The 20,779-nt window shown below is 75.4% G+C and carries 20 protein-coding genes; 13 read left to right on the forward strand and 7 right to left on the reverse strand.

What is annotated here, in order from left to right:
• Nucleotides 1–13: 13 nt before the first annotated feature.
• Entirely contained in the window at nt 14–649 is a 636-nt protein-coding gene (locus C8054_RS14230) for a response regulator transcription factor (RefSeq protein WP_107157282.1), read from the reverse strand.
• Complete coding sequence (locus C8054_RS14235; RefSeq protein WP_107157283.1) at nt 646–1,848, reverse strand: sensor histidine kinase; 1,203 nt, start codon at nt 1,846–1,848, stop codon at nt 646–648. Before C8054_RS14235 ends, C8054_RS14230 begins: the two co-directional genes overlap by 4 nt.
• Nucleotides 1,849–2,068: 220 nt before the next feature.
• Here C8054_RS14235 and C8054_RS14240 point away from each other — a divergent pair, with 220 nt between their 5' ends.
• The 4 genes from C8054_RS14240 to C8054_RS14255 all read left to right on the forward strand — a co-directional run bounded on the left by C8054_RS14240 (nt 2,069) and on the right by C8054_RS14255 (nt 5,708).
• Nucleotides 2,069–3,076, forward strand: coding sequence for an ABC transporter permease (locus C8054_RS14240; RefSeq protein WP_233219635.1), 1,008 nt, complete (start codon nt 2,069–2,071; stop codon nt 3,074–3,076).
• The gene (locus tag C8054_RS14245; RefSeq protein ID WP_107157285.1) at nt 3,073–3,747 is read left to right on the forward strand and encodes an ABC transporter ATP-binding protein; all 675 of its coding nucleotides are present in this window, start codon (nt 3,073–3,075) and stop codon (nt 3,745–3,747) included. The genes C8054_RS14240 and C8054_RS14245 overlap by 4 nt, the downstream gene beginning before the upstream one ends.
• Before the next feature lie 84 nt (nt 3,748–3,831).
• Entirely contained in the window at nt 3,832–5,058 is a 1,227-nt protein-coding gene (locus C8054_RS14250; RefSeq protein ID WP_107157286.1) for a sensor histidine kinase, read from the forward strand.
• On the forward strand, nt 5,046–5,708 hold the full coding sequence (locus C8054_RS14255) for a response regulator transcription factor (RefSeq protein ID WP_107157287.1): 663 nt from the start codon (nt 5,046–5,048) through the stop codon (nt 5,706–5,708). The genes C8054_RS14250 and C8054_RS14255 overlap by 13 nt, the downstream gene beginning before the upstream one ends.
• A 30-nt stretch (nt 5,709–5,738) precedes the next feature.
• On the opposite strand, the gene C8054_RS14260 is transcribed toward C8054_RS14255, so the two are convergent.
• Nucleotides 5,739–6,896, reverse strand: coding sequence for a serine hydrolase (locus C8054_RS14260; RefSeq protein WP_107157288.1), 1,158 nt, complete (start codon nt 6,894–6,896; stop codon nt 5,739–5,741).
• A gap of 148 nt (nt 6,897–7,044) precedes the next feature.
• Between C8054_RS14260 and C8054_RS14265 the strand changes: the two genes are divergently transcribed.
• The gene (locus tag C8054_RS14265) at nt 7,045–7,515 is read left to right on the forward strand and encodes a hypothetical protein (RefSeq protein WP_107157378.1); all 471 of its coding nucleotides are present in this window, start codon (nt 7,045–7,047) and stop codon (nt 7,513–7,515) included.
• 65 nt (nt 7,516–7,580) lie between these two features.
• Here C8054_RS14265 and C8054_RS14270 read toward each other — a convergent pair whose 3' ends face one another.
• Nucleotides 7,581–8,441: a hypothetical protein gene (locus tag C8054_RS14270; protein WP_107157289.1), complete on the reverse strand. Its 861-nt coding sequence runs from the start codon at nt 8,439–8,441 to the stop codon at nt 7,581–7,583.
• 358 nt (nt 8,442–8,799) lie between these two features.
• Here C8054_RS14270 and C8054_RS14275 point away from each other — a divergent pair, with 358 nt between their 5' ends.
• The 5 genes from C8054_RS14275 (at nt 8,800) to C8054_RS14295 (ending at nt 15,454) form a co-directional block, all read left to right on the forward strand.
• Entirely contained in the window at nt 8,800–10,434 is a 1,635-nt protein-coding gene (locus tag C8054_RS14275; protein ID WP_107157290.1) for a cellulose-binding domain-containing protein, read from the forward strand.
• A gap of 189 nt (nt 10,435–10,623) precedes the next feature.
• Nucleotides 10,624–11,424: an ABC transporter ATP-binding protein gene (locus C8054_RS14280; protein WP_107157291.1), complete on the forward strand. Its 801-nt coding sequence runs from the start codon at nt 10,624–10,626 to the stop codon at nt 11,422–11,424.
• A 17-nt stretch (nt 11,425–11,441) separates the two neighbouring features.
• Nucleotides 11,442–12,428, forward strand: coding sequence for an ABC transporter substrate-binding protein (locus tag C8054_RS14285; protein ID WP_107157292.1), 987 nt, complete (start codon nt 11,442–11,444; stop codon nt 12,426–12,428).
• A 5-nt stretch (nt 12,429–12,433) separates the two neighbouring features.
• Nucleotides 12,434–14,533 carry an iron ABC transporter permease gene (locus C8054_RS14290; RefSeq protein ID WP_107157293.1) on the forward strand — a complete coding sequence of 700 codons (2,100 nt, stop codon included), beginning with the start codon at nt 12,434–12,436 and terminating at the stop codon, nt 14,531–14,533.
• Between the two features lie 18 nt (nt 14,534–14,551).
• Complete coding sequence (locus C8054_RS14295) at nt 14,552–15,454, forward strand: siderophore-interacting protein (RefSeq protein WP_107157294.1); 903 nt, start codon at nt 14,552–14,554, stop codon at nt 15,452–15,454.
• Between the two features lie 4 nt (nt 15,455–15,458).
• Here C8054_RS14295 and C8054_RS14300 read toward each other — a convergent pair whose 3' ends face one another.
• The 3 genes from C8054_RS14300 to C8054_RS14310 all read right to left on the reverse strand — a co-directional run bounded on the left by C8054_RS14300 (nt 15,459) and on the right by C8054_RS14310 (nt 18,471).
• Nucleotides 15,459–16,427, reverse strand: coding sequence for an AraC family transcriptional regulator (locus C8054_RS14300; protein ID WP_107157295.1), 969 nt, complete (start codon nt 16,425–16,427; stop codon nt 15,459–15,461).
• Nucleotides 16,428–16,501: 74 nt separating this feature from the next.
• Nucleotides 16,502–17,470 carry an AraC family transcriptional regulator gene (locus tag C8054_RS32025; protein WP_158273848.1) on the reverse strand — a complete coding sequence of 323 codons (969 nt, stop codon included), beginning with the start codon at nt 17,468–17,470 and terminating at the stop codon, nt 16,502–16,504.
• Entirely contained in the window at nt 17,467–18,471 is a 1,005-nt protein-coding gene (locus tag C8054_RS14310; protein ID WP_158273849.1) for an AraC family transcriptional regulator, read from the reverse strand. The genes C8054_RS32025 and C8054_RS14310 overlap by 4 nt, the downstream gene beginning before the upstream one ends.
• A gap of 498 nt (nt 18,472–18,969) precedes the next feature.
• Between C8054_RS14310 and C8054_RS32030 the strand changes: the two genes are divergently transcribed.
• The 3 genes from C8054_RS32030 to C8054_RS14320 are packed head-to-tail and all read left to right on the forward strand — an operon-like array spanning nt 18,970 to nt 20,586.
• Nucleotides 18,970–19,173, forward strand: a complete 204-nt coding sequence (locus C8054_RS32030; RefSeq protein WP_158273850.1) for a hypothetical protein — start codon at nt 18,970–18,972, stop codon at nt 19,171–19,173.
• Nucleotides 19,166–20,308, forward strand: coding sequence for an asparagine synthase-related protein (locus tag C8054_RS14315; protein WP_158273851.1), 1,143 nt, complete (start codon nt 19,166–19,168; stop codon nt 20,306–20,308). Before C8054_RS32030 ends, C8054_RS14315 begins: the two co-directional genes overlap by 8 nt.
• On the forward strand, nt 20,305–20,586 hold the full coding sequence (locus C8054_RS14320) for a PqqD family protein (RefSeq protein ID WP_107157298.1): 282 nt from the start codon (nt 20,305–20,307) through the stop codon (nt 20,584–20,586). Before C8054_RS14315 ends, C8054_RS14320 begins: the two co-directional genes overlap by 4 nt.
• Nucleotides 20,587–20,779 lie beyond the last annotated feature (193 nt).

Raw genomic sequence — 20,779 nt, forward strand, 5'->3', positions numbered from 1 at the left:
ACCGCGCGGCCGGTCAGCGGCGGAGGATGCCGAGGTCGACGGCGGCGGCGACCGCCGCGGTGCGGGAGTCGACGCGCAGCTTGGTGTAGATGCGCGACAGGTGCGACTTGACCGTGCCCTCGGTCAGGTGCAGGCGACGGCCGACGGCCTGGTTGGACAGCCCATCCGCGACCAGGCCGAGCACCTCCGTCTCCCGCCGGGTCAGCGCCGTGTCCGGCGTCCGCAGCCGGTTCACCAGCCGGTCCGCGACGGCCGGAGCCAGCGCGGTACGGCCGGCGGCGGCGGCCCGCACGGCGGCGGCCAGTTCGTCCGGTGAGGCGTCCTTGAGCAGGTAGCCGGTCGCGCCGGCCTCGATCGCGGGCAGCGTGTCCGCGTCGCTGTCGTAGGTCGTGACGATCAGCACCCGCGGCGCGTGCGGTCGGGCGGTGATGGCGGCGGTCGCCTCGACCCCGCTCGGGCCGACGCCGAAGCGCAGGTCCATCAGCACCACGTCGACGTCGCCGCCGGCGGCGCGGGCCACCGCCTCCTCGGCGGTGGCCGCCTCGGCCACCACGACCAGGCCCGGCTCGGTCTCCAGCACGGCGCGCAGGCCGGCCCGGACGACCGGGTGGTCGTCGGCGATCAGCAGCCGGACCGGCGCGCCGGTCACGGCCGCCCGCCGGACGGGATGCGGGGGAGCCGGGCCGACACGGTGGCGCCGCGGCCGGGCGCGGCGGCCACGGTCAGCGCGCCGCCGAGCGCGCGGGTCCGCGCCCGCATCGCGGCGAGGCCGAACCCACCGCCGTCGGGCCCCGGACCGGGCAGCCGCTCAGGGTCGAAACCGCCGCCGTCGTCGGTCACGTCCAGGATCACCCGGTCGGCGCGGTAGCCGAGCGTCACCTCGACGGTGGTGGCCCGGGCGTGACGCACGGTGTTGGCCAGCGCCGCCTGGGCGACGCGCAGCAGCGCGACCTCGTACGCGGTCGGCAGCGGGACCGGGGCCCCGGTGACCGCGAACCGGGCGGCGAGCCGGTGCCGGGCGCCGGTGGTGGCGCAGAGGCGTCGCAGCGCGTCGGCCAGCGTGGTGTCGTCCAACGCCGGTGGGGTGAGCGCGGCGACGAAGCGCCGGGCCTCGGCGAGATTGTCCGCCGCCGCCTGCCGGGCCTGCTCGACGTGGCGGGCGGCGGTGTCCGGCCGGTCCGGCAGCACCCGGCCGGCGGCGCGCAGCAGCAACTGGATGCTGGTCAGGCCCTGCGCCAGCGTGTCGTGGATCTCGGCGGCCAGCCGCTCGCGTTCCGCCGCCACCCCGGCCTCGTGCTGCGCCCGGGCCAGGTCGGCGCGGGTGGCGGTCAGCTCCTCGATCAGCCGCCGGCGGCGCTCGCTCTCCCGGTAGAGCGCCTGGTAGCCCCGGACCACCGCCACCGCGACCGCGGCGCCGAGCACCGGCCCGACCGTGCCGGCCACGCTGACCGCGCCGCGATGGGCGGCGAAGGCGACGACGGCCACCACGGCGGTCACCGCGACGGCGACCGGTCCGGCGCGCCGGGACAGCAGGTGCAGTTGCAGCAGGTAGAGCGGGAACGCGAGCCACAGCCCGTCCACGGTCAGCACGGTCAGCGCCAGCCACCCGACGCCGACCGCCGCCAGCCACCAGCCGGCGGCCCGTCGGGAGCGGTGGACGCCGGGCCGCAGCGCCCCCGCCGCGTACGTCAGCAGGCCCGCCGCCGCGACCGCGGCGATCACCGGCGCGTGCGGCTGCCCGGTGACGACGGCCCGGAGGCCGGCGAGCGCGAAGAGGAGACCCACCAGCAGGTGCAGGCACCAGGCCAGCACGCGGGCGGTGGAGGTGAGGGCGGGAACGGTGGTCACGGCCCTTCCAGCCTAGAGGAGGCGCAGGTCGGCGGGGATCTGTCGAAAGGGGTAACCGGCCCACCGCCGTTCCGCCCGGGAAGTGCCGTCCACCGTCGGATGCCCGGGCCGGCCTCCGACGACGACCGTGGGAGCGACCACCCCGTCCGTCGAAAGGACCGCGTAGCCCGTGTTCGTCGCCTGGAGAGACCTCAGGTTCGCCAAGGGGCGCTTCGCCCTGATGGGAACCGTCATCGTGCTGATCACCCTGCTGGTCGGCCTGCTGTCCGGCCTGACCGCCGGGCTGGGCCGGCAGAACACCTCCGCGATCACCGGCCTGCCCGCCGACCGGATCGCCTTCGGCGGCCCGCAGCCGTCGTACGCCGACTCGACGGTCACGCGACGGCAGTGGCAGCGCTGGGCCGACACGCCCGGCGTCACCGCCGCCGAGCCGCTGGGCATCGGCACCACCCGGGTCACCGCCGGTGGCCGCAGCGCCGCCGTCTCCGTGTTCGGCGTCCGGGCCGGCTCCCGCCTCGCCCCCGGCGACCTCGACGACCACACCGCGGTGCTGTCCACCCCGGCCGCCACCGGCCTGGGCCTGCGCGTCGGCGACCGCCTCACCGTGGCCGGCCGGGAGCTGACCGTGGCGGCGGTCCGCGGGGACGCCTCCTTCAGCCACACCCCGGTGGTGTGGACCAGCCTCGACTCGTGGCGGCGGACCGGCGACGCCGACGCGGACACCGCCACCGTGATCGCGCTGCGCACCGCCGCCGGCGTGGACGTGGCCACCACCGACCGGGCCGCCGGCACCCGGACCGTCCGCACCGGCGACTCGCTGACCGCGATCGGCTCCTACCGCTCGGAGAACGGTTCGCTCCAACTCATGCGCGGCTTCCTGTTCGCCATCTCCGCGCTGGTCATCGGCGCCTTCTTCACGGTGTGGACGATCCAGCGCAGCGGCGACGTCGCGGTCCTGAAGGCCCTCGGCGCCTCCACCGCCGCGCTGCTCGTCGACGCGCTCGGGCAGGCCGGCGTCCTGCTGGTCGGCGGCACCGCGCTCGGCACCGGCCTGGCCGCCGGGCTCGGCGTGCTGCTCTCCGGCTCGGAGGTGCCGTTCGTGCTGACGCCCGCCACCGTCGCCGTCCCGGCCACCGTGATGATCGTGCTCGGCATGCTCGGCGCCGCCCTGTCCGTGCGCCGCATCACCGCCGTCGACCCGCTCACCGCACTGGGGAGCGCCCGATGAGCCTCGACCTGACCGACGTCACGCTCACCTACCCGGACGGGGAGAACCGGCTCACCGCGCTCGACCACGTGACGCTCTCGGTCGCGAAGGGCGACCTGACCGCCGTGGTCGGCCCGTCCGGGTCGGGCAAGTCCAGCCTGCTCGCGGTCGCCGCCACGCTCGTTACCCCGGACGCCGGCGCCGTCCACGTCGACGGCGTCGCCACCACCGGGATGGGCCGCGGCGCGCTCGCCGCGCTGCGCCGGCGCGCGATCGGCATCGTCTTCCAGCAGCCCAACCTGCTGCCGTCGCTGACCGCCGCCGAGCAGCTCCAGGTGATGGCCACCCTCGCCGGCCGGTCGCCGGCCGGGGCCCGGGACCGGGCGCGGGAGCTGCTCGACGCGGTCGGGCTCGCCGCCCAGGCCGGCCGGCGCCCGCACCAGCTCTCCGGCGGCCAGCGCCAGCGGGTCAACATCGCCCGCGCCCTGATGAACGATCCGGTCGTCCTGCTCGTCGACGAGCCGACGAGCGCGCTCGACCACGAGCGGGGCGCCGCCGTCATCGACCTGATCGGTCGGCTCACCCGCGAGCGGGGCACCGCCACGGTGCTGGTCACCCACGACCGCGACCATCTCGCCGCCGCCGACCGGATCGTGGCGATGCGCGACGGTCGCCTGCACGACGCGACCTGAGCGGTACCGCAGGCGCCACGTTCCGCCGCCGGCGCTGCCGGCCGCTCCCGCCGTGACCTATCGTGGCGCGCGGGGGTGGGACCGATGGGGTACGTGCGCAGGCGGGTCCGCGCCTCGGCGGACGCGTGGGCGCACCTCGCCGGCGGGTCCGGCACCGCGTTGCTGGCCTGGGGCGCGCTGCTCCGGGTGCTCGTCGTCGCGGTCGCCGGCCTGGTCGGCCTCGGGCCGCGGGCGGTCCCCGGCGCGGTGCGGGCGGCGCGCGCGGTGGCCGACCGGGAACGCGCGCGGTTGTCCCGCCTGGGCGCTCCGCTCCCGGAGGTCGGGCCGTCCCCGGCCGACCCGCGTACGGCGCTGCGTGACCCGGTGGTCCGCCGGGAGTTCGGCTGGGTGGCGCTGCACGCCGTGTTCGGCCTCGGCACCGGGCTGCTGGGTCTCGCGCTGCCGCTGCACGCCGTGCAGGACCTGACGTTTCCGCTCTGGTTCCGGCTGCTGCGCCCCGAGGACGGCGCGCCGGGGATCGTCTGGTGGCGGATCGACGGGCTGCCCGACGCGCTCCTGGTCGGGCTGGCCGGGGTGGCGTGGCTGGTCGCCGCCGTCGCGTTCGGCCCGGCGCTGGCGCGCGCCCAGGCCCGGCCGGGCCGTCGGCTGCTCGCCCCGCCGCCCGGGGTCGACCTGTCGCTGCGGGTCGCCGAACTCACCGCCACCCGGGCCGCCGCACTGGACGCGCACGCGGTGGAGCTGCGCCGCATCGAACGGTCGCTGCACGACGGCACGCAGAACCGGCTGGTGGCGGTGAACGTGTTGCTGGGCGCCGCGCGGCGGGCCGTCCGACGGGACCCGGCCCGCGCCGACGAGATCCTCGAACGGGCCCAGCAGGCGGCGGAGCAGGCGCTCGGCGAGCTGCGGACGGTCGTGCGGGGCATCCTGCCGCCGGTGCTGGACGACCGGGGGCTCGCCGGCGCGCTGGCCGGCCTGGCCGGCGGGTGCGCGGTGCCGTGCCGGCTCACCGTCGACGTCCCGGTGCGGTGCGCGGTCGCGGTCGAGGCCACCGCCTACTTCGTGGTGGCCGAGGCGCTGACCAACGTGGTCCGGCACAGCAGCGCGGGCGCGGTGGACGTCACGGTGCGCCGCGAGCGGGACCGCCTGCTGGTGACCGTCTCCGACGACGGCCACGGCGACGCGGACGAGGCGCGGGGCTCCGGCCTGACCGGCGTCCGGCGGCGGGTCGAGGCGTACGACGGCCGGATGACGCTGACCAGCCCGCCCGGAGGACCGACGAGAATGCACGTGGAGCTGCCATGCGGATCGTGATCGCCGAGGACGACGCGCTGCTGCGCGAGGGGTTGGCGCTGCTGCTGCGGGCCGAGGAGCTGGACGTGGTGGCCACCGCCGGCGACCCGGACGGGTTCCTGACCGCGGTGGACGCCCACGCGCCGGACGTGGCGATCGTCGACGTGCGGATGCCGCCGACCCACACCGACGAGGGCATCGTCGCCGCGGTCGAGGCGCGTCGCCGCCGGCCCGGCCTCGCGGTGCTGGTGCTGTCCGCGTACGTCGAGCAGGCGTTCGCCACCGAGCTGTTCTCGGTCGGCGCCACCGGCCTCGGGTACCTGCTCAAGGAACGCGTCGGGCGGGTCGAGGAGTTCCTCGGCGCGCTGCACCGGGTCGCGGCCGGCGGCAGCGTCATCGACCCGGAGGTGGTCGGGCAGTTGCTTGCCCGCAACCGCCGCGCCGACGACGGGCTGGCCCGGTTGTCGCCGCGCGAGCAGGAGGTGCTGGCGCTGATGGCGGAGGGGCTCGGCAACACCGCGATCGCCGAGCGGCTGTTCGTCACCGAGGGCGCGGTGCACAAGCACATCCGCAGCATCTTCGCGAAGCTTGAGCTTCCGCCGGACGACCGGGCCGACCGTCGGGTCACCGCCGTGCTGCGCTACCTGAACGACGGCCGGCACGCCGCCTGAGCGACGCGCCGGCCGGGACGCGGTACGAGGTCAGCGGGCGCAGAGCGCCGCGTCGACGCTGTCGGAGACCGCCTCGACCATCTCCAGCGACGTCGGCAGCCCGGTCACCGCGACCACCGCGCCGCGGCCGTCCGTGGTGGCCAGGTTGCGCGTCTCGAAGCCCTGGATGTCGCCGCCGTGTCCCCAGGCGTGGCCGCCGCACGGCAGGTCGTGCCGGGCGATGCCCAGGCCGTACGCCCAGACCCCGGTGGGCTCGAACCCGGGCGCGTCGACCGTGCGCATCATGGCCGCCTGCTGCGCCGGTCGCAGCAGCCGGCCGGCCAGCAGCGCCTCGAAGAACGTGCGCAGGTCGCCCGGTGTCGAGACGAGCTGCCCGGCGGCCCAGCCGAAGGACGGGTCCATCTCGGTCACGTCGATCCACGGCGCGCCCGGCGCGACCGCCACGTAGCCCTGCGGGTGCCGGCCGGTGAGGCGCTGGTCGCCGACCCCCGGCCAGGAGGTGTTCCGCAGTCGCAGCGGCTCGATGATCCGCCGGGTGATCTCCTCACCGATCGGGCGTTCGGTGACCCGCTCGACGATCAGACCGGCCAGGACGTAGTTGGTGTTGCTGTACTCCCAGCTCGTGCCCGGGGCGAAGCGGCGCGGCCGGGTGAGCGCCGCGTCCACCAGCCGCCGCGGTTCGAGGTACGCGTGGGCCCGGTCGACCAGGTCCTGCTCCTCGGTGAACAGCACGTCGTCGTAGTCGGGCAGGCCGCTGGTCTGCTGGAGCAGTTGGCGTACCGTGATCCGCCGCCCGTCGTTGCCGTGGCCCCGCACCAGGCCGGGCAGGTAACGCTCGACGGTGGCGTCCAGGTCGATCCGGCCCTCGCCGACGAGCTGCAGGACGACCACCGCGGTGAAGGTCTTGGTGTTGCTGCCGATGCGCACCCGGCCGTCGGTGGGCACCTCGCGGCCGGTCCGCAGGTCGCCGACCCCGGCGGTGCGGTCGCGCACCCGGCCGTCGGCGCCGCGCACCGAGGCCAGCGCGCCGGGGAAGCGGTGTTCCGCGACCAGCCGGTCGAGGTGCTGCTGGAGGACGTCGGGTCGCTCGGCCCGGGTGGGCGCGGCGGACGCGGCGGGCACGCCCAGGGCGGTGGCGGTCAGCACGGCCAGCGCGCCGGCGGCGAGCGGAACGGTTCGGCGGGTCATGGGAACTCCTCGTCACGGCTTCGGTTACGGCTTCCAGCCTCGACCGGTCGCGGCCGGTCCGGAATCCCGCCTGCTGCCCGGTCCGGGTACCGCAGGCACCACCCCGGGCCGTCACCGGTGGTGGCCGGCGTCGGCTACCGTGGCCGGCGTGACGACGCAGGACACCAGGCCATCGTTCGCGCCGGACGCCGTGGTCGTGCTCGGCGCGCTGGTGGCCACCGTGGGCTATCTGTCGCCGTGGTTCCGCGTCTCGGCCGGCTACTCCTGGTCCTTCTCCGGCTGGGCGTACGCGTCGTTGAGCACCGGCGGCGGCTGGACCCTGTTGACGCTGGCCTGGCTGCTGGTGGCGCTGGTGGCCGGCGGTTGGGCGCGGGCGTACCCGGGCGCCGCGCTGACCGCGTTGACGGCGGCCGTCGGCGCGCTGACGTTCGCGCTGGCCGTGGTCGCGGCGAGCTTCGCCGAGTTTCGGGAGCGCGGCAGCATCAACTGGATCGCGGACCTGCCGTTCGGGGTCGGGCTGCCGTTGATGGCCACCGGCTTCGGCCTGTTGGTCGCCGGCGGGGTCCGTGCCGTGGTGCGCGCGACGCTCCGGGCGCACGACGCCCCCGCCGAGGGCTAGCCGCGCGGGTTTGCCGGGGCCCCTTCCTATCGCCCAGGCGATAGGAAGGGGCCCCGGCAATCACCTCAGTTCAGTCCGCAGGCGGCCAGCGCGTCCAGGTTCGGGCGTGGCGCGCCGACCCGGTTGAAGGCGATCTCGATGCGGTCGAGCGCGGCGCCACGCTTGCTCTTCAGCGGGCCGAGGATGGCGTTGTCGATGAACGCCGGCCCGCCCTCGGGCCGGACCGCGAGCCGGGCCAGACGGGCGTTCGCCTCGGCGATCTGGTTGTCCAGTGTGGCCAGTTCGGCCCGCACCTGCGCCGCCGCCGCCGCGGGGACGGCGGGGAGCCGCACCCCGGGGCAGTTCACGGTCCGGGCCACCCCGGCCGCCGCCCCACCGTTCTGTCCGCCCCCACCGTTCTGTCCGCCGGCCCCGTTCTGTCCGCCGGCCCCGTTCTGTCCGCCGGTCGCGCCGCCCTGACCGGCACCGCCGTTGACGGCGCTCGGCACGCCGGCGGCGTTGAGTCCGCAGCCGGCCAGCGCGTCCAGGTTCGGGCGCTGCGCGCCGATCCGGTTGAAGGCGATCTCGATCCGGTCGAGCGCGGCGGTGCGCTTGTTCTTCAGCGGGCCGAGGATGGCGTTGTTGACGAAGTTCGGGCCGCCCTCGGGCTTGACCGCGAGCCGGGCCAGCCGCTCGTTCTGCCGGGCGATCTCCTGGTCCAGGTTGGCCAGTTCCCGTTCCACCTCGGCGTTCGCCGCCGCCGGCACCGCGGGCAGCTTGTCGCGAACCGTCGGGCAGTTCACGGTCTGTGCCGCGGCGGCCGGTGCGGCCGAGCCGCCGTTCTCGTCGGCGGACGCCAGTTGCAGTCCGCCGGCGAGCAGGAGCGCCGCGAGGACGCCCACCCCACCGAGTTTCAGGACCGCGTTGTTGCGCGTACCCCTGGCCATGCACCTCTCCTTTGGTTGACCTGGAGGGCCGGCGCGGCGTGTGCCGTGCCGCCGCTCCGCGGTGCGAAGTGAGACGCAGGAATCGCCTCTCGTGCCCGCTCCGGCATCGCGGTTCCGGACGATGTCCCTGTCGGGGATGGGTACGGCCGGCGCGGCCGGATCGTTCAGTGTCGGGGCGGAGATTGACCACATCGACATGCGTCAGTAGGATGCGCTGAAAGCGCTTTCACAGCGGGAGGCGTGACGGGCCCGTCGAGCACACGGGCGTCCGGGCAGCAGGAAGCCCCGCCGACGGCACCGACCGGGCATCGGTGTCGACGCCGGCGCGGCACCGAACCACCACCCGCAGGAGAATCCCATGATCAACCGACAGCGCCGTGCGGCGTTGTGGACGTCCACGATCGCGGCGGCCGCGCTCGCCACCGGCGGCCTGGCGATGGGCGCGAACCCCGCCCAGGCCGCCGCCGGCTGCCGGGTCGACTACGCGGTGACCGCGCAGTGGTCCGGCGGCTTCACCGCGAACGTCAACCTCACCAACCTCGGCGACCCGCTGAACGGCTGGACCGTCACCTGGAACTTCAGTGGCGGCCAGACCGTCAGCCAGGCCTGGGGCGCCGACATCACCCAGACCGGCGCGTCGGTCCGGGCCGCCAACGTCAGCTACAACGGCAGCCTCGGCACGAACGCGACCACGTCGTTCGGCTTCAACGGCGGCTGGAACAACACCAGCAACCCGGTCCCCGCCTCGTTCGCGGTCAACGGCGTCCTCTGCGGCGGGGCGATCCCCACCGACCCCGGGGGGACGCTCACCCCGCCGCCCGGGCCGACGACCCCGCCGCCCTCGCCCACCACCCCGCCGCCCTCGCCCACCACCCCGCCACCGTCGCCCACCACGCCACCGCCGACCAGCGGCGCGGTGTACGCCGCGCCGAACGGCACCGCCGGCGCGGCCGGCACCCAGGCCAACCCCACCACGATCGCCGCCGCGATCACCCGGGTCGGCGCGGGCGGCACGATCTATCTGCGGGGCGGCACCTACAACCTGGCCCAGACCGTCACCATCGCCGCCGGCAACAACGGCACCGCGAGCGCCCGCAAGAACCTGTACGCGTACCCGGGCGAGACGCCGATCCTCAACTTCTCCGCGATGACCGAGGACCCCGCCAACCGGGGTCTCGCGCTGAACGCGTCCTGGTGGCACGTGCGGGGGATCGTGGTGGAACGCGCCGGTGACAACGGCATCTTCGTCGGCGGCAGCAACAACGTCATCGAGCGCACGGTGACCCGGTTCAACCGCGACAGCGGCCTGCAACTGTCCCGGATCGCCTCCAGCACCCCGCGTGACCAGTGGCCGGCCAACAACCTCATGGTCAGCGTCGAGTCGCACGACAACGCCGACTCCGACGGCGAGGACGCCGACGGGTTCGCCGCCAAGCTCACCGTCGGCACCGGCAACGTCTTCCGGTACGCGGTGTCCCATAACAACATCGACGACGGCTGGGACCTGTACACCAAGACCGACACCGGCGCGATCGGCCCGGTGACCATCGAGGACTCCCTCTCCTACAACAACGGCACGCTGAGCAACGGCACGCAGAACGGCAACGGTGACCGCAATGGCTTCAAGCTCGGCGGCGAGGACATCGCGGTCAACCACACCGTCCGGCGCACCATCGCGTACCGCAACGGCAAGCACGGGTTCACCTACAACCGGAACCCGGGCTCGATGACGATCTCCAACAACCTGAGCATCGACAACACCGAGCGCAACTTCTCGTTCGACGCGGGCACCTCGGTCTTCCGCACCAACACGTCCTGCCGCAGCGGCAGCGGGTCGACCGACAAGACGATCGGCAACGTGGACGGCTCGAACCAGTTCTGGTCCGGCGCCAACGGCTCCCGCTGCGCCACCTACGCCGGCGCCCTGGGCTGGTCCTTCGCCGCCGACGGCCGCCTGGTCGTCACGCTCGGCGGCCGCACCGTCTCCCTGTAGGTCCGCTCCGGCCACCCGCGTCGTCGATCTTGCGGTTGCCGCCCCGACAATCCCGGCAAGAGGTACGGGTCTCGGGCCGCAACCGCAAGATCGACGCTGGCTGCCGAGGTGCGTCGACGTGAAATCCGAGGGCGGCTTGACAGGGTGATCAGTGGTTAGGTTAGCCTAACCTTTGTGACGAGCGGAACGGTGCGGGCCGACGGCCTGCGGGGCAGTGCGCTGCACCTGGGCTACCACGGCACCACCGTGGTGCACGACGCGGCCATCACGCTGCGACCGGCGGCGGTGACCGCGTTGGTCGGGCCGAACGGCAGCGGCAAGTCCACGCTGCTGCGCGGGCTGGCCCGGCTGCACCCGCTCCAGCACGGCGAGATCGTGCTCGCCGACGGCACCCCGGCCCGCGCGCTGTCGGCGCGCGACTTCGCCCGCCGGGTCACGCTGCTGGCGCAGAGCCGCCCCACCCCGAGCGGCGTCACCGTCCGGGACGTGGTCGGCTACGGCCGGCACCCGTACCGGCAGCGGTGGCGGGCCGGCGACCCGGACGGCCCGGCCGCGATCGACCGGGCCATGACGGTGACCGGCGTGGCCGCCATGGCCGACCGACCCGTCGACGCGTTGTCCGGCGGTGAACTCCAGCGGGTCTGGCTGGCCACCTGCCTGGCCCAGGACACCGCCGTGCTGCTGCTGGACGAGCCGACCACGTTCCTCGACCTGCGCTACCAGGTGGAGATCCTCGACCTGGTGCGCGACCTCGCCGACACCGCCGGCGTGGCCGTCGGCGTGGTGCTGCACGACCTCAACCAGGCCGCCGCCGTCGCCGACCACGTCGTGCTGCTGCACTCCGGTCGAGTACGTGGCGCCGGGACCCCGCGCGAGGTGTTCACCGAGGCGGCGCTCACCGAGGCGTACGGCATCCGCGTCGAGGTGACCGCCGACCCGGTCACCGGCCTGCTCTCCACCCGCCCAGTGGGCAAACACCACAAGTCCTGACGACAGAAGAGAAACCCATGTTGCGTACCCGTCTGACCCTGCTGGCCGCCGCCGCGACCGCGCTGCTGATCGCCGGCTGCGGCACCACCGAGACGCCCGCCGCCGCACCGTCCCCCTCCGACGCCACCGCCACCGGCCCGGTCACCGTCACCGACAGCCGCGGCAAGGCGATCACGCTGAAGAACCCGGCCGCCAAGGTGGTCGGCCTGGAGTGGGGCGAGGTGGAGATGCTCGTCGGCCTCGGCGTGATGCCGGTCGGCGTGGCCGACCCCAAGGGGTACGCCACCTGGGTCACCGCCGCCCCGCTCGACCCGGGCGTCAAGGACGTCGGCACCCGGGGCGAGCCGAGCGTCGACGCCATCGTGGCGCTCCAGCCGGACCTGGTGGTGATGGAGGCCGAGCGCGGCGCCGCGATCGTCACCCAACTGGAGAAATACGTTCCGGTGCTGGTCACCAAGGGCAGCGACGCCGCCGACAACCTCGCCCGGATGCGGTCCGACCTCACCATGATCGCCACCGCCACCGGACGCACCGCGCAGGCCGAGAAGCTGCTCGCCGACTTCGACGCCACGCTCGCCGACGGGCGGAAGAAGATCGCCGACGCCGGCGCGGCCGGCCGACAGTTCGCCTTCGCCGACGGCTGGAAGGAGGGCAGCACGGTCTCCATCCGGATGTTCGGTCAGGGCGCGCTCGTCTCCCAGCTCGGCATCCAACTCGGTCTGAAGAACGCCTGGACCGGCAAGACCGACGAGATGTGGGGCCTGGGCCAGACCGACGTCGAAGGGCTCACCGTCCTCAAGGGACAGGACCTGCACTTCTTCTACAACGCCTCGGACGGTCAGGACGTCTTCGCCGGCGGCCTCGCCGGCAACGCGATCTGGCGCTCCCTGCCGTTCGTGCAGCAGAACAAGCTGCACAAGATGCCGAACGGCATCTGGACGTTCGGCGGCACCCTGTCCGCGAAGCAGTACGTCGACCAGCTCGTCGCCGTCTACACGGCCTGAGCCCGATGATCGCCACCGTCGTACCGGAGCCGGCCACCCGGCCGGCCCCGGTCGGGCCGCCGCCGGCCCGCCGCCGGGTCGCCGGCGCGTTCCTGCTCGCCGCCGCGCTGCTGGTCGCGGTCACCGCGGTGCACCTCACCCAGGGCACGTCGTCGGTGGGCGCGCTCGACCTGCTCCGGCTGCTCACCGGCGCGGACGACGAGACCGCCCGGGTGCTTGTCGCCTCCCGGCTGCCGCGCCTGCTCACCGGTCTGGCGGTCGGCGTGGCGCTCGGGTTCGCCGGCGCGGCGCTCCAGTCCACCACCCGCAACCCGCTCGCCTCGCCGGACACGCTCGCCGTGAACGCCGGCGCGCACCTGGCGATCGTGACCACCGCCGCGTTCGGCATCGCGCTGCCGGCGCTGCCCGCCGGCGGACTGGCGTTCTGCGGCGGGCTGGCCGCCGCCGCGCTGGTGATGCTGCTGTCCGCCGGCGGCCAGGCCGCGACCACCCGGCTGATCCTCGCCGGCTCGGCCACCGCGATGGCGCTCGCCTCGCTCACCATGCTGCTCCTGCTGCTGTTCGAGCAGGCCACCATCGGGCTGTTCGCCTGGGGCAACGGCTCGCTCGTGCAGGGCGACCTGGTGGCGGTCACCCAGCTCGGCCCGGTGATCGTGGTCGCCGGGCTGCTGCTGGTCGCGCTCGGGCACCGGCTGGACCTGCTCGCCCTCGGCGACGACACCGCCACGGTGCTCGGGCTGGACGTGCGCCGGACCCGGCTCGTCGTGGTGCTGCTCGCGGTGCTGCTCTCCGCCGCGGCGGTCACCCTCGCCGGCCCGATCGGCTTCGTCGGGCTCGGCGCGCCGGTGATCGTCCGACTGCTCGGCCGGTGGGTGCCCGAGGTGCACCGGCACCGGGTGCTGCTGCCGCTGGCCGGCCTGGTCGGCGTGATCATCGTGCTCGGCTCCGACGTGCTGCTGCGGGCCGTGCTCGGCGGGCAGGCCGGGGTGGAGGTGCCCACCGGCGTGGTCACCACGCTGTTCGGCGCGGTGCTGCTGGTCTGGCTGGCCCGCCGGCACCGCGACGCCGGGCCCACCCGGCAACCCCCGGGCGGCCACGCCGCCGTCCGCTCCCGCGCCGTGCACAGCACTGTCGTCACGGTCTGCGCGGTCGCGGTCGTCGCGGCGCTGGTGGTGGGCATGCTCGCCGGGGACACGTGGGTGCTGCTCGGCGACATCGTCAACTGGCTCCGGGGGCGCACCGGGCCGGCGTACACCTTCGTGCTGGACGCGCGCTGGCCGCGCGTCACGGCGGCGCTGCTGGCCGGCGCGGCCCTCGCCCTGGCCGGCACCACCGTGCAGGCGGTCTGCCGCAACCCGCTCGCGGAGCCGGGCATCCTCGGCATCACCGGCGGCGCGGGGATCGGCGCGGTGGCGCTGCTGACGTTCGCCCCGACGGCCGGCGTGCTCGCGCTCTCCGGCGCGGCCGGACTCGGCGCGGTGGCCGCGTTCGCGCTGGTCTACGGGCTGGCGCGGCGGCGCGGGCTGAACTCCGACCGGCTCGTCCTGATCGGCTTCGCGGTCTGGCAGGGCGGCGCCGCGGTCATCACGTTCATCGTGGTCTCCTCCGACCCGTGGAACACCGGCAAGGCGCTGACCTGGCTGTCCGGCTCCACCTACGGGCGGACCGCGCCGCAGGTGCTGCCGGTGGCGCTGGCCCTGCTGGTCGCCGTGCCGGTGGTGGCCGCGGTACGCCGGGAACTGGACCTGCTGGCGCTCGACGACGACACGCCCCGGGTGCTCGGCGTCCGGCTGGAACGCGCCCGGCTGGTCGCGCTCGGCCTGGCCGCGCTGCTCACCGCCACCGCCGTGTCGGCGGTCGGCGTGATCGGCTTCGTCGGCCTGGTCGCGCCGCACGCCGCGCGGGCGCTTGTCGGCGGCCGGCACACCCGCGTGCTGCCGGTGGCGGTGCTGCTCGGCGCCACGCTGGTCAGCCTCGCCGACACGCTCGGCCGCACCGTCATCGCCCCGGCGCAGGTCCCCGCCGGCCTGGTCACCGCACTGATCGGCACCCCCTACTTCGTCTGGCTGCTGTGGCGCTCCCGCGCCGCCGCCGGCGCCCGCTGAGCCCGAGAGGACGTCACCATGACCAGCACCCTGGCCGCCGCGCCGTGGCGCGTGTTCACCGTCGAGGTCCGCGCGCTGCGCCGGCTCGGCCCGTCGTTCCTGCGCGTCACGTTCACCGGACCGGACCTGGACCGGTTCGCCGACAACGGCTACGACCAGCGGATCAAGCTGGCGCTGCCGCTGGTGGACGGCGGCGCGGCGGAACTGCCCGCGGGACCGGACTGGTACCAGCGGTGGCGGGACCTGCCGCCGGAGGAACGCAGCCCGATCCGCACCTACACGGTCCGGGCGGCCCGGCCGGCGGCGTACGAGATCGACGTGGACGTGGCGCTGCACGGCGACGGCGGCCCGGCCACCCGGTGGGCCCGTCGCGCCCGCCTCGGTGACCGGCTCGCGCTCGTCGGTCCGGACGCGGGCTGGCCGGGCGGGCACGGCGGCGTCGAGTTCCGCCCGCCGGCCGGCGCGACGCTGCTGCTGGCCGGCGACGAGACCGCCGCGCCGGCGATCTGCGCGATCCTGGACCGGCTGCCGGCCGACGCGCACGGCCATGCCGTGGTGGAGGTGCCGACGGCGGGGGACGTGCTGCCGGGTCGCGTCCCGGCCGGCGTGACGGTGACCTGGCTGCCCCGGGGCGGCGCCCCGCACGGCAGCCGGCTCACCGAGGCGGTGACCGCGCTCGCCGCCCGGCTGTTGCCGCCGCCCGCGTCGCCGGCCGGCCCGCCGCCGGCCGAGGTGGACGTCGACCGGGACGTCCTCTGGGAGGTGCCGGAGCGGCCGGCCGACGCCCCGCTCTACGCCTGGCTGGCCGGCGAGGCCGCGGTGATCCGGGGGCTGCGCCGGCACCTGGTCACCGATCGAGGGCTCGACCGTCGGGCGGTGGCGTTCATGGGCTACTGGCGGGCCGGTCGGGCCGAGTGCTGACCGGTCACCCGCGTAGCGTCTCGCGCGGCGGCCGGCCGTACGCGTCGCGGTAGGCGGCGGCGAACCGGCCGGGGCTGGTCCAACCCCAGCGGCGGGCGATGCCGGCGACCGTCTCGCCGCCGCCCGGCTCGGCGGCGAGCAGGTCCCGGTGCGCCCGCTCCAACCGCACCCGGCGCAGGTAGGCGGTCGGGCTCCGGCCGTCGTGCCGCTGGAACGCGGCCTGCAACCCGCGCGCTCCGACGCCGCAGGCGGCGGCGACCTCGGCCACGGTGACCGGCTCGGCGGCGTGCTCGTCCAGCCAGGCCCGCGCCCGCCGCACCACGGCCGGTGTCATCCGGCGCGGTTGCGGCAGGTAGCCGGCGTTCATGGTGGTGTTCGGGAACACGGTGAGCGCGGTGGCCGCCGCCAGGTCGGCCAGCGACGCCCGCAGGATCGGCTGTTCGAGCGCGTCGTCGCCCAACCCGTGCAGGTATGCGGAGAGCTGGGTCCAGGCCCGAGACGTGGCCGCCGACACCGGCGCGAGGCCGAGGAACCGGAAGTCGGCCGCCGTGGTCTCCGTCCGGGTCGTCGCGACGTGCGCCACCTGCTCGTGCGGCAGCCGGATCATGGTGCCGACCACGTCGGTCCAGCCCAGCACCGACGGGCGCAGCGGATAGCGGGCGACCGCGCCGGCCGGGGCCACCAGCTCCTCGTCGCCGTCGGCGAACCGGAACCGGCCGCGCAGCACGTGCACGGTCATGAAATCGGGGTACGGCCCGGTGCGCGCCCGCGCGTCCATGGAGTGCACGATCCGGTCCAGCCCGAGCGAACCGGCCTGCACGGTGCGCAGCGCGAAGCGGAAGCCCTGACGGGAGCCGGCGAAGCGGGGCCGGTGTTCGGCGTACGCGTCGGCGATCGTGTGGTGGGCGAGATCCGGGTCCCGGGTCACCAGTTCGAACCGTCGCACCGGGACGGTGCCCCCTCCGGTAGTCATGATCCGTGTCTCCGTCCGGTCGGGCCCTTCCGGGAAGAACGCGTGAGCGCCCGATCCGCAACGGGTCGTCGGCGTCACTCGCGCAGCGTCTCGCGCGGTTGCCGGCCGTACGCGTCGCGGTAGGCGGCGGCGAACCGGCCGGGGCTGGTCCAGCCCCAGCGGCGGGCGATGCCGGCGACCGTCTCGCCGCCGGCCGGGTCGGCGGCGAGCAGGTCGTGGTGGGCGCGGGCGAGGCGGACCTGACGGAGGTAGGTGAGCGGGCTGTAGCCGAGGTGCCGTTGGAAGGCGGCCTGGAGTCCGCGCGGTCCGACGCCGCAGGCGGCGGCGACCTGCGCCACGGTGACCGGTGCGGCGGCGTGCTCGTCCAGGTACGCCTGCGCCCGCCGGACGACCGAGGGCGCGACCCGGCGGGGCTGCGGAACGTAGCTGCTGGTCATGGTGGTGTTCGGGAAGACGGTGAGTGCGGTGGCCGCGGTCAGGTCGGCCAGCGACCCCTGGATCAGCGGCTGGTCGAGGCCGTCGTCGCCGATGGCGGCCATCCGGCACAGGAACGCGGACAGGTGCGCCCAGGCCCGGGCCGCGGCCGGCGACACCGGCGCGAGGCCGAGGAAGCGGAACGTGTGCGGGGCCGGTTGCGCCCGGGTGGCCGCGACGCGCGCCACCAGGTCCATCGGCAGCCGGACCGTGGTGGACACCGGGTCGGTCCAGTACAGCACCGACCGGCGCAGCGGATACCGGCCGACACCGCCGGCGGGAACCAGCAGCTCGTCGTCACCGTCGACGAACCGGCATCGGCCCCGGGTCACGTGCACGGCCAGGAAGTCGGGGTACGGCCCGGTCTCCGCCCGGGCGTCCATGGAGTGCGCGGCCCGGGTGAGGCCGAGCGGTCCGGCCTGCACGCCCCGCCACGCGAAGTGGAAGTCGCGTCGGGTGCCCTGGAAGTGCGGGCGGTGCTCGCCGCACGCCTCGGCGATGGCCCGGCGGGCGACGTCCGGATCCCGGGTGGACAGCTCGAAGCGCCGTGCGGGACGGTCGTCCGTCACCGCTCCCGCTCCGGCGGCGTGTTCACTCCCGCCGCGCGCAGCGTGTCGCCGGGGTGGCAGCCGTACGTCTCGCGGTACGCGCTCGCGAACCGCCCGGGGTGGGCCCAGCCCCAGTCGCGGGCGGTGCCGGCCACGGTCTGTCCCGGTCGGGCCTGCGTCAGGTCCCGGTGTGCCCGGCGGAGTCGGACCGCGCGCAGGAACGCCATCGGGCTCTGCCCGTGGTGCTTCCGGAACGCGGCCTGTAACGCGCGTGGGCCGACGTCGCAGGCCGCCGCGATCTGCGTCAGGGTCAGCGGACGCGCGGCGTGTGCCTCGATGAACTCGGCGGCCCGGCGCACCGACGCCGGGCGGACGGCCGGCGGGGCGGGCAGGTAGGACACCGTCATGGTGGTGTTCGGGAACACCGCCAGCGCGGTGGCGGCGGCCAGGTCCACCAGGCCGGCCCGGGTCAGCGGGCTGGCCAGGATGGCGTCGTCGGTGAGCTGGTTCCGGAGGAACGCCGCGGTGGACCGCCACAGCGTCGCCATCGTGGGCGACAGTGGCGCGAGCGCGGTGAAGCGGAACGCGGCGGCGGGCAGCCCGGTGCGGGTGGCGGCGACCGTCGCGATCCGGGGCATCGGCAGCCGGACGACGAAGGCCGCCACATCGTCGGAGACCAGGGTGGCGGGATCGTTCGGATAGCGGCCGGTCGTGCCCGGGACCAGGCGTAGCTCCTCGTCGGGGGTGTGGAAGCCGTACCGGCCGTGCGTCACGGTCACCGCGGCGAAGCCGGGATAGGGGGGCGTGGCGGTGCAGGTCCCCAGCGTGTACCGCAGCTCGTCGATCTCCAGCTCGTCCGCGGTCACGGTGGAACGACGGTAGCGGAAGCGGTCCCGTGGCCCGGAGATCCGGACCCGGTGGTCGCCGTACCGCCGTGCGATGAGGTGGTGCGCGTGCTCGGGGTCGTCCGTCTCCACCAGGCCGGCTCCGGCCGGCTCCGGCCGGCCCGTCGACTGCTGCACGGCCACGTGTCACCTCCCGCTGCACCGGTCCGGCGCTCTTACGCCTCATTGAACGGGTCACTTGCCGGAGGGCAACGGCCGACACGCAGGTACCGACCGCCCGCGACACGCCGAACAAGACAGCCGATCCACTTTCCGTAACGCACTGATCGGTTTGCGAACACGGGCGCGACGCGAGGAGTCGAATCGATTCACCGGCTGGCAACACGTCATCGGCGCGCCACGTCAGTTCCCCGCCGAAGGACCCGCCAGATCGGAAGAAAACGGCAATGTGGTGACGCAACGCGACAGGCGGAACTGTCGGGTACCTGACTGTTCGGGCGTCCCGGCCGGTGCCGTCGCCCGGCCCTAACGTCTGCCTGTCCGAGCCGTTGCACCCGGCCGGGCGCAGACGGCCGGCCGACCGGAGTCAGGCGACGATGCCGGCCCCGGTCGGCCGGTCCCCGTACCCCGCGACCGTCGCTGACCGGTCGGGTGCCACGCCGGGAGGAGGCGCGCATGAGGAGCGTCGAGGCGCCGGTCGCCGGACCCGGAACTCCGGCTGCCGGCGGCGTGCCCACCTTGCGGGCCGCGCTCGCCGGCGGCGACCGGGGCCGGGTCGCCGGATCGCTCGCCGTCGCGGTACTGCTGCCGCTCGCCGCCTGGATCGTCGACCGCGCGCTGTGGCTGGGCCGGCGCAGAGGGGTGCGCAGCCGTGACTGACCTCATTCCGCGTCCCACCGCCCGCGACGTGGCGTACGGCGTCGTGCTGGGCCTGGACCCGGCCGCGCCCGCGCCGGCTGCCCGGTCCGATCCGGCGTTGCCGCCGCTGGTGGCCCTGGAACGGGCCGTGCTGCCGGCGCTGCACCGGCCGCCCTGTCTGGTCAGCTTCTCCGGCGGGCTGAACTCCTCGCTGGTGCTGGCCCTCGCCGCCCGGGTGGCGCGGCGTGAGGGGCTGCCCGATCCGGTGCCGGTCACCTGGCGGTTCACCGACGCGCCCGGCGCGCAGGAGACGCCCTGGCAAGCCAAGATCATCGCGGAGCTGGACCTGACCCGGCAGTGGCAGATCCTCCAGGCCGGTGACGACCTGGACCTGGTCGGGCCGGTCGCCCGGCGGCTGCTGACCCGGTACGGGCAGGTGCACCCGCCGGACCGGCACCTGCACCTGCCGATCGTGGAGCTGGCTCGCGGCGGCGCGCTGCTCACCGGCGTCGGCGGCGACCAGATCCTCGCCGGCTGGCGGCGGCGTCCCGCCTCGCTGCGCGCCCGGCTCGCCCGGCTCGGCCGGCTCCGGACCGGGCTGCGCGCCCGGCGCCCGGAGCTGCTGCCCTGGCTGCGCCCGGAGGTGGCCCGGCAGGCACGTCGCGCGTTCGCCGCCGAGCAGCGCGCCGAGCCGCACCGGCTGGCCGCCCGGATCGCCTGGCACCTGCGGCGCCGGGACCTCAGCATGACCCGGGTCAGCCTGGCCGCGATCGCCGCCGACCACGACGTGCTGGCCGTGGCGCCGCTGCTGGACGAGCGGTTCGCCGCCGCGCTGGCCGCCCGCCACGGCCGGCTGCGGTCCCCGTCGCGCCAGGAGCTGCTCGCGGCGATCGCCGACGCCGCGCTGCCGCCGGTGATCATCGCGCCGCGCCGCAAGGCCACCTTCGACGAGGTGTTCCTCCGGACGGCCACCCGCGAGCTGGTACGCGCCTGGGACGGCAGCGGCGTCGACGACTCGCTCGTCGACGTGGCGGCGTTGCGTCGGGAGTGGTCGCGCTGGCGGTTCGACTCCCGCACGGCGGCGCTGGTGCAGCAGGTGTGGTTGGCCGGCCTGTCGGCCACCGAGGGACGACCCGATCTGGAGGCGCCGAGATGACCAGCGAACCGTCCGTGTTGTACCGGGTTCGCGGCGACCGGGTGGCGTGGCGGACCAACGGCGACGAGACGGTGCTGCTGGACGTCGGGCGGTCCGTCTACTTCGCGCTGGACCGCGCCGGCACCGCGTTGTGGCCGTACCTGGTGGCCGGCGCCACCACCGCCCAACTGGCCGAGGCGCTGGTCGGCCGGGTCGAGGTCGAGCGGGAGCGGGCGGTCGCCGACGTGCGCTCGTTCCTGGCCGACCTGGAGGCTGCCGGCATGCTCGAACGGGTGTGACTGCCATACCAGCGCGGCAGGCGCACCGCGTCCAGCCCGCCGCGGGCGAGCCGCCGGCGGGTCACCCGGCCAGGGCGCGCAGCGGTGGGGTGGCGCGTGCGTGCCACGGGACTCTGCTCGTGAGGACGGCTGACCGACGTGCCTACGAACTTGATGGCGTAGACGGTTCAGTCCGGCCCATGGTGCGAGTCAT

It is taken from the genome of Micromonospora sp. RP3T (assembly GCF_003027925.1).
Lineage (GTDB): Bacteria > Actinomycetota > Actinomycetes > Mycobacteriales > Micromonosporaceae > Micromonospora.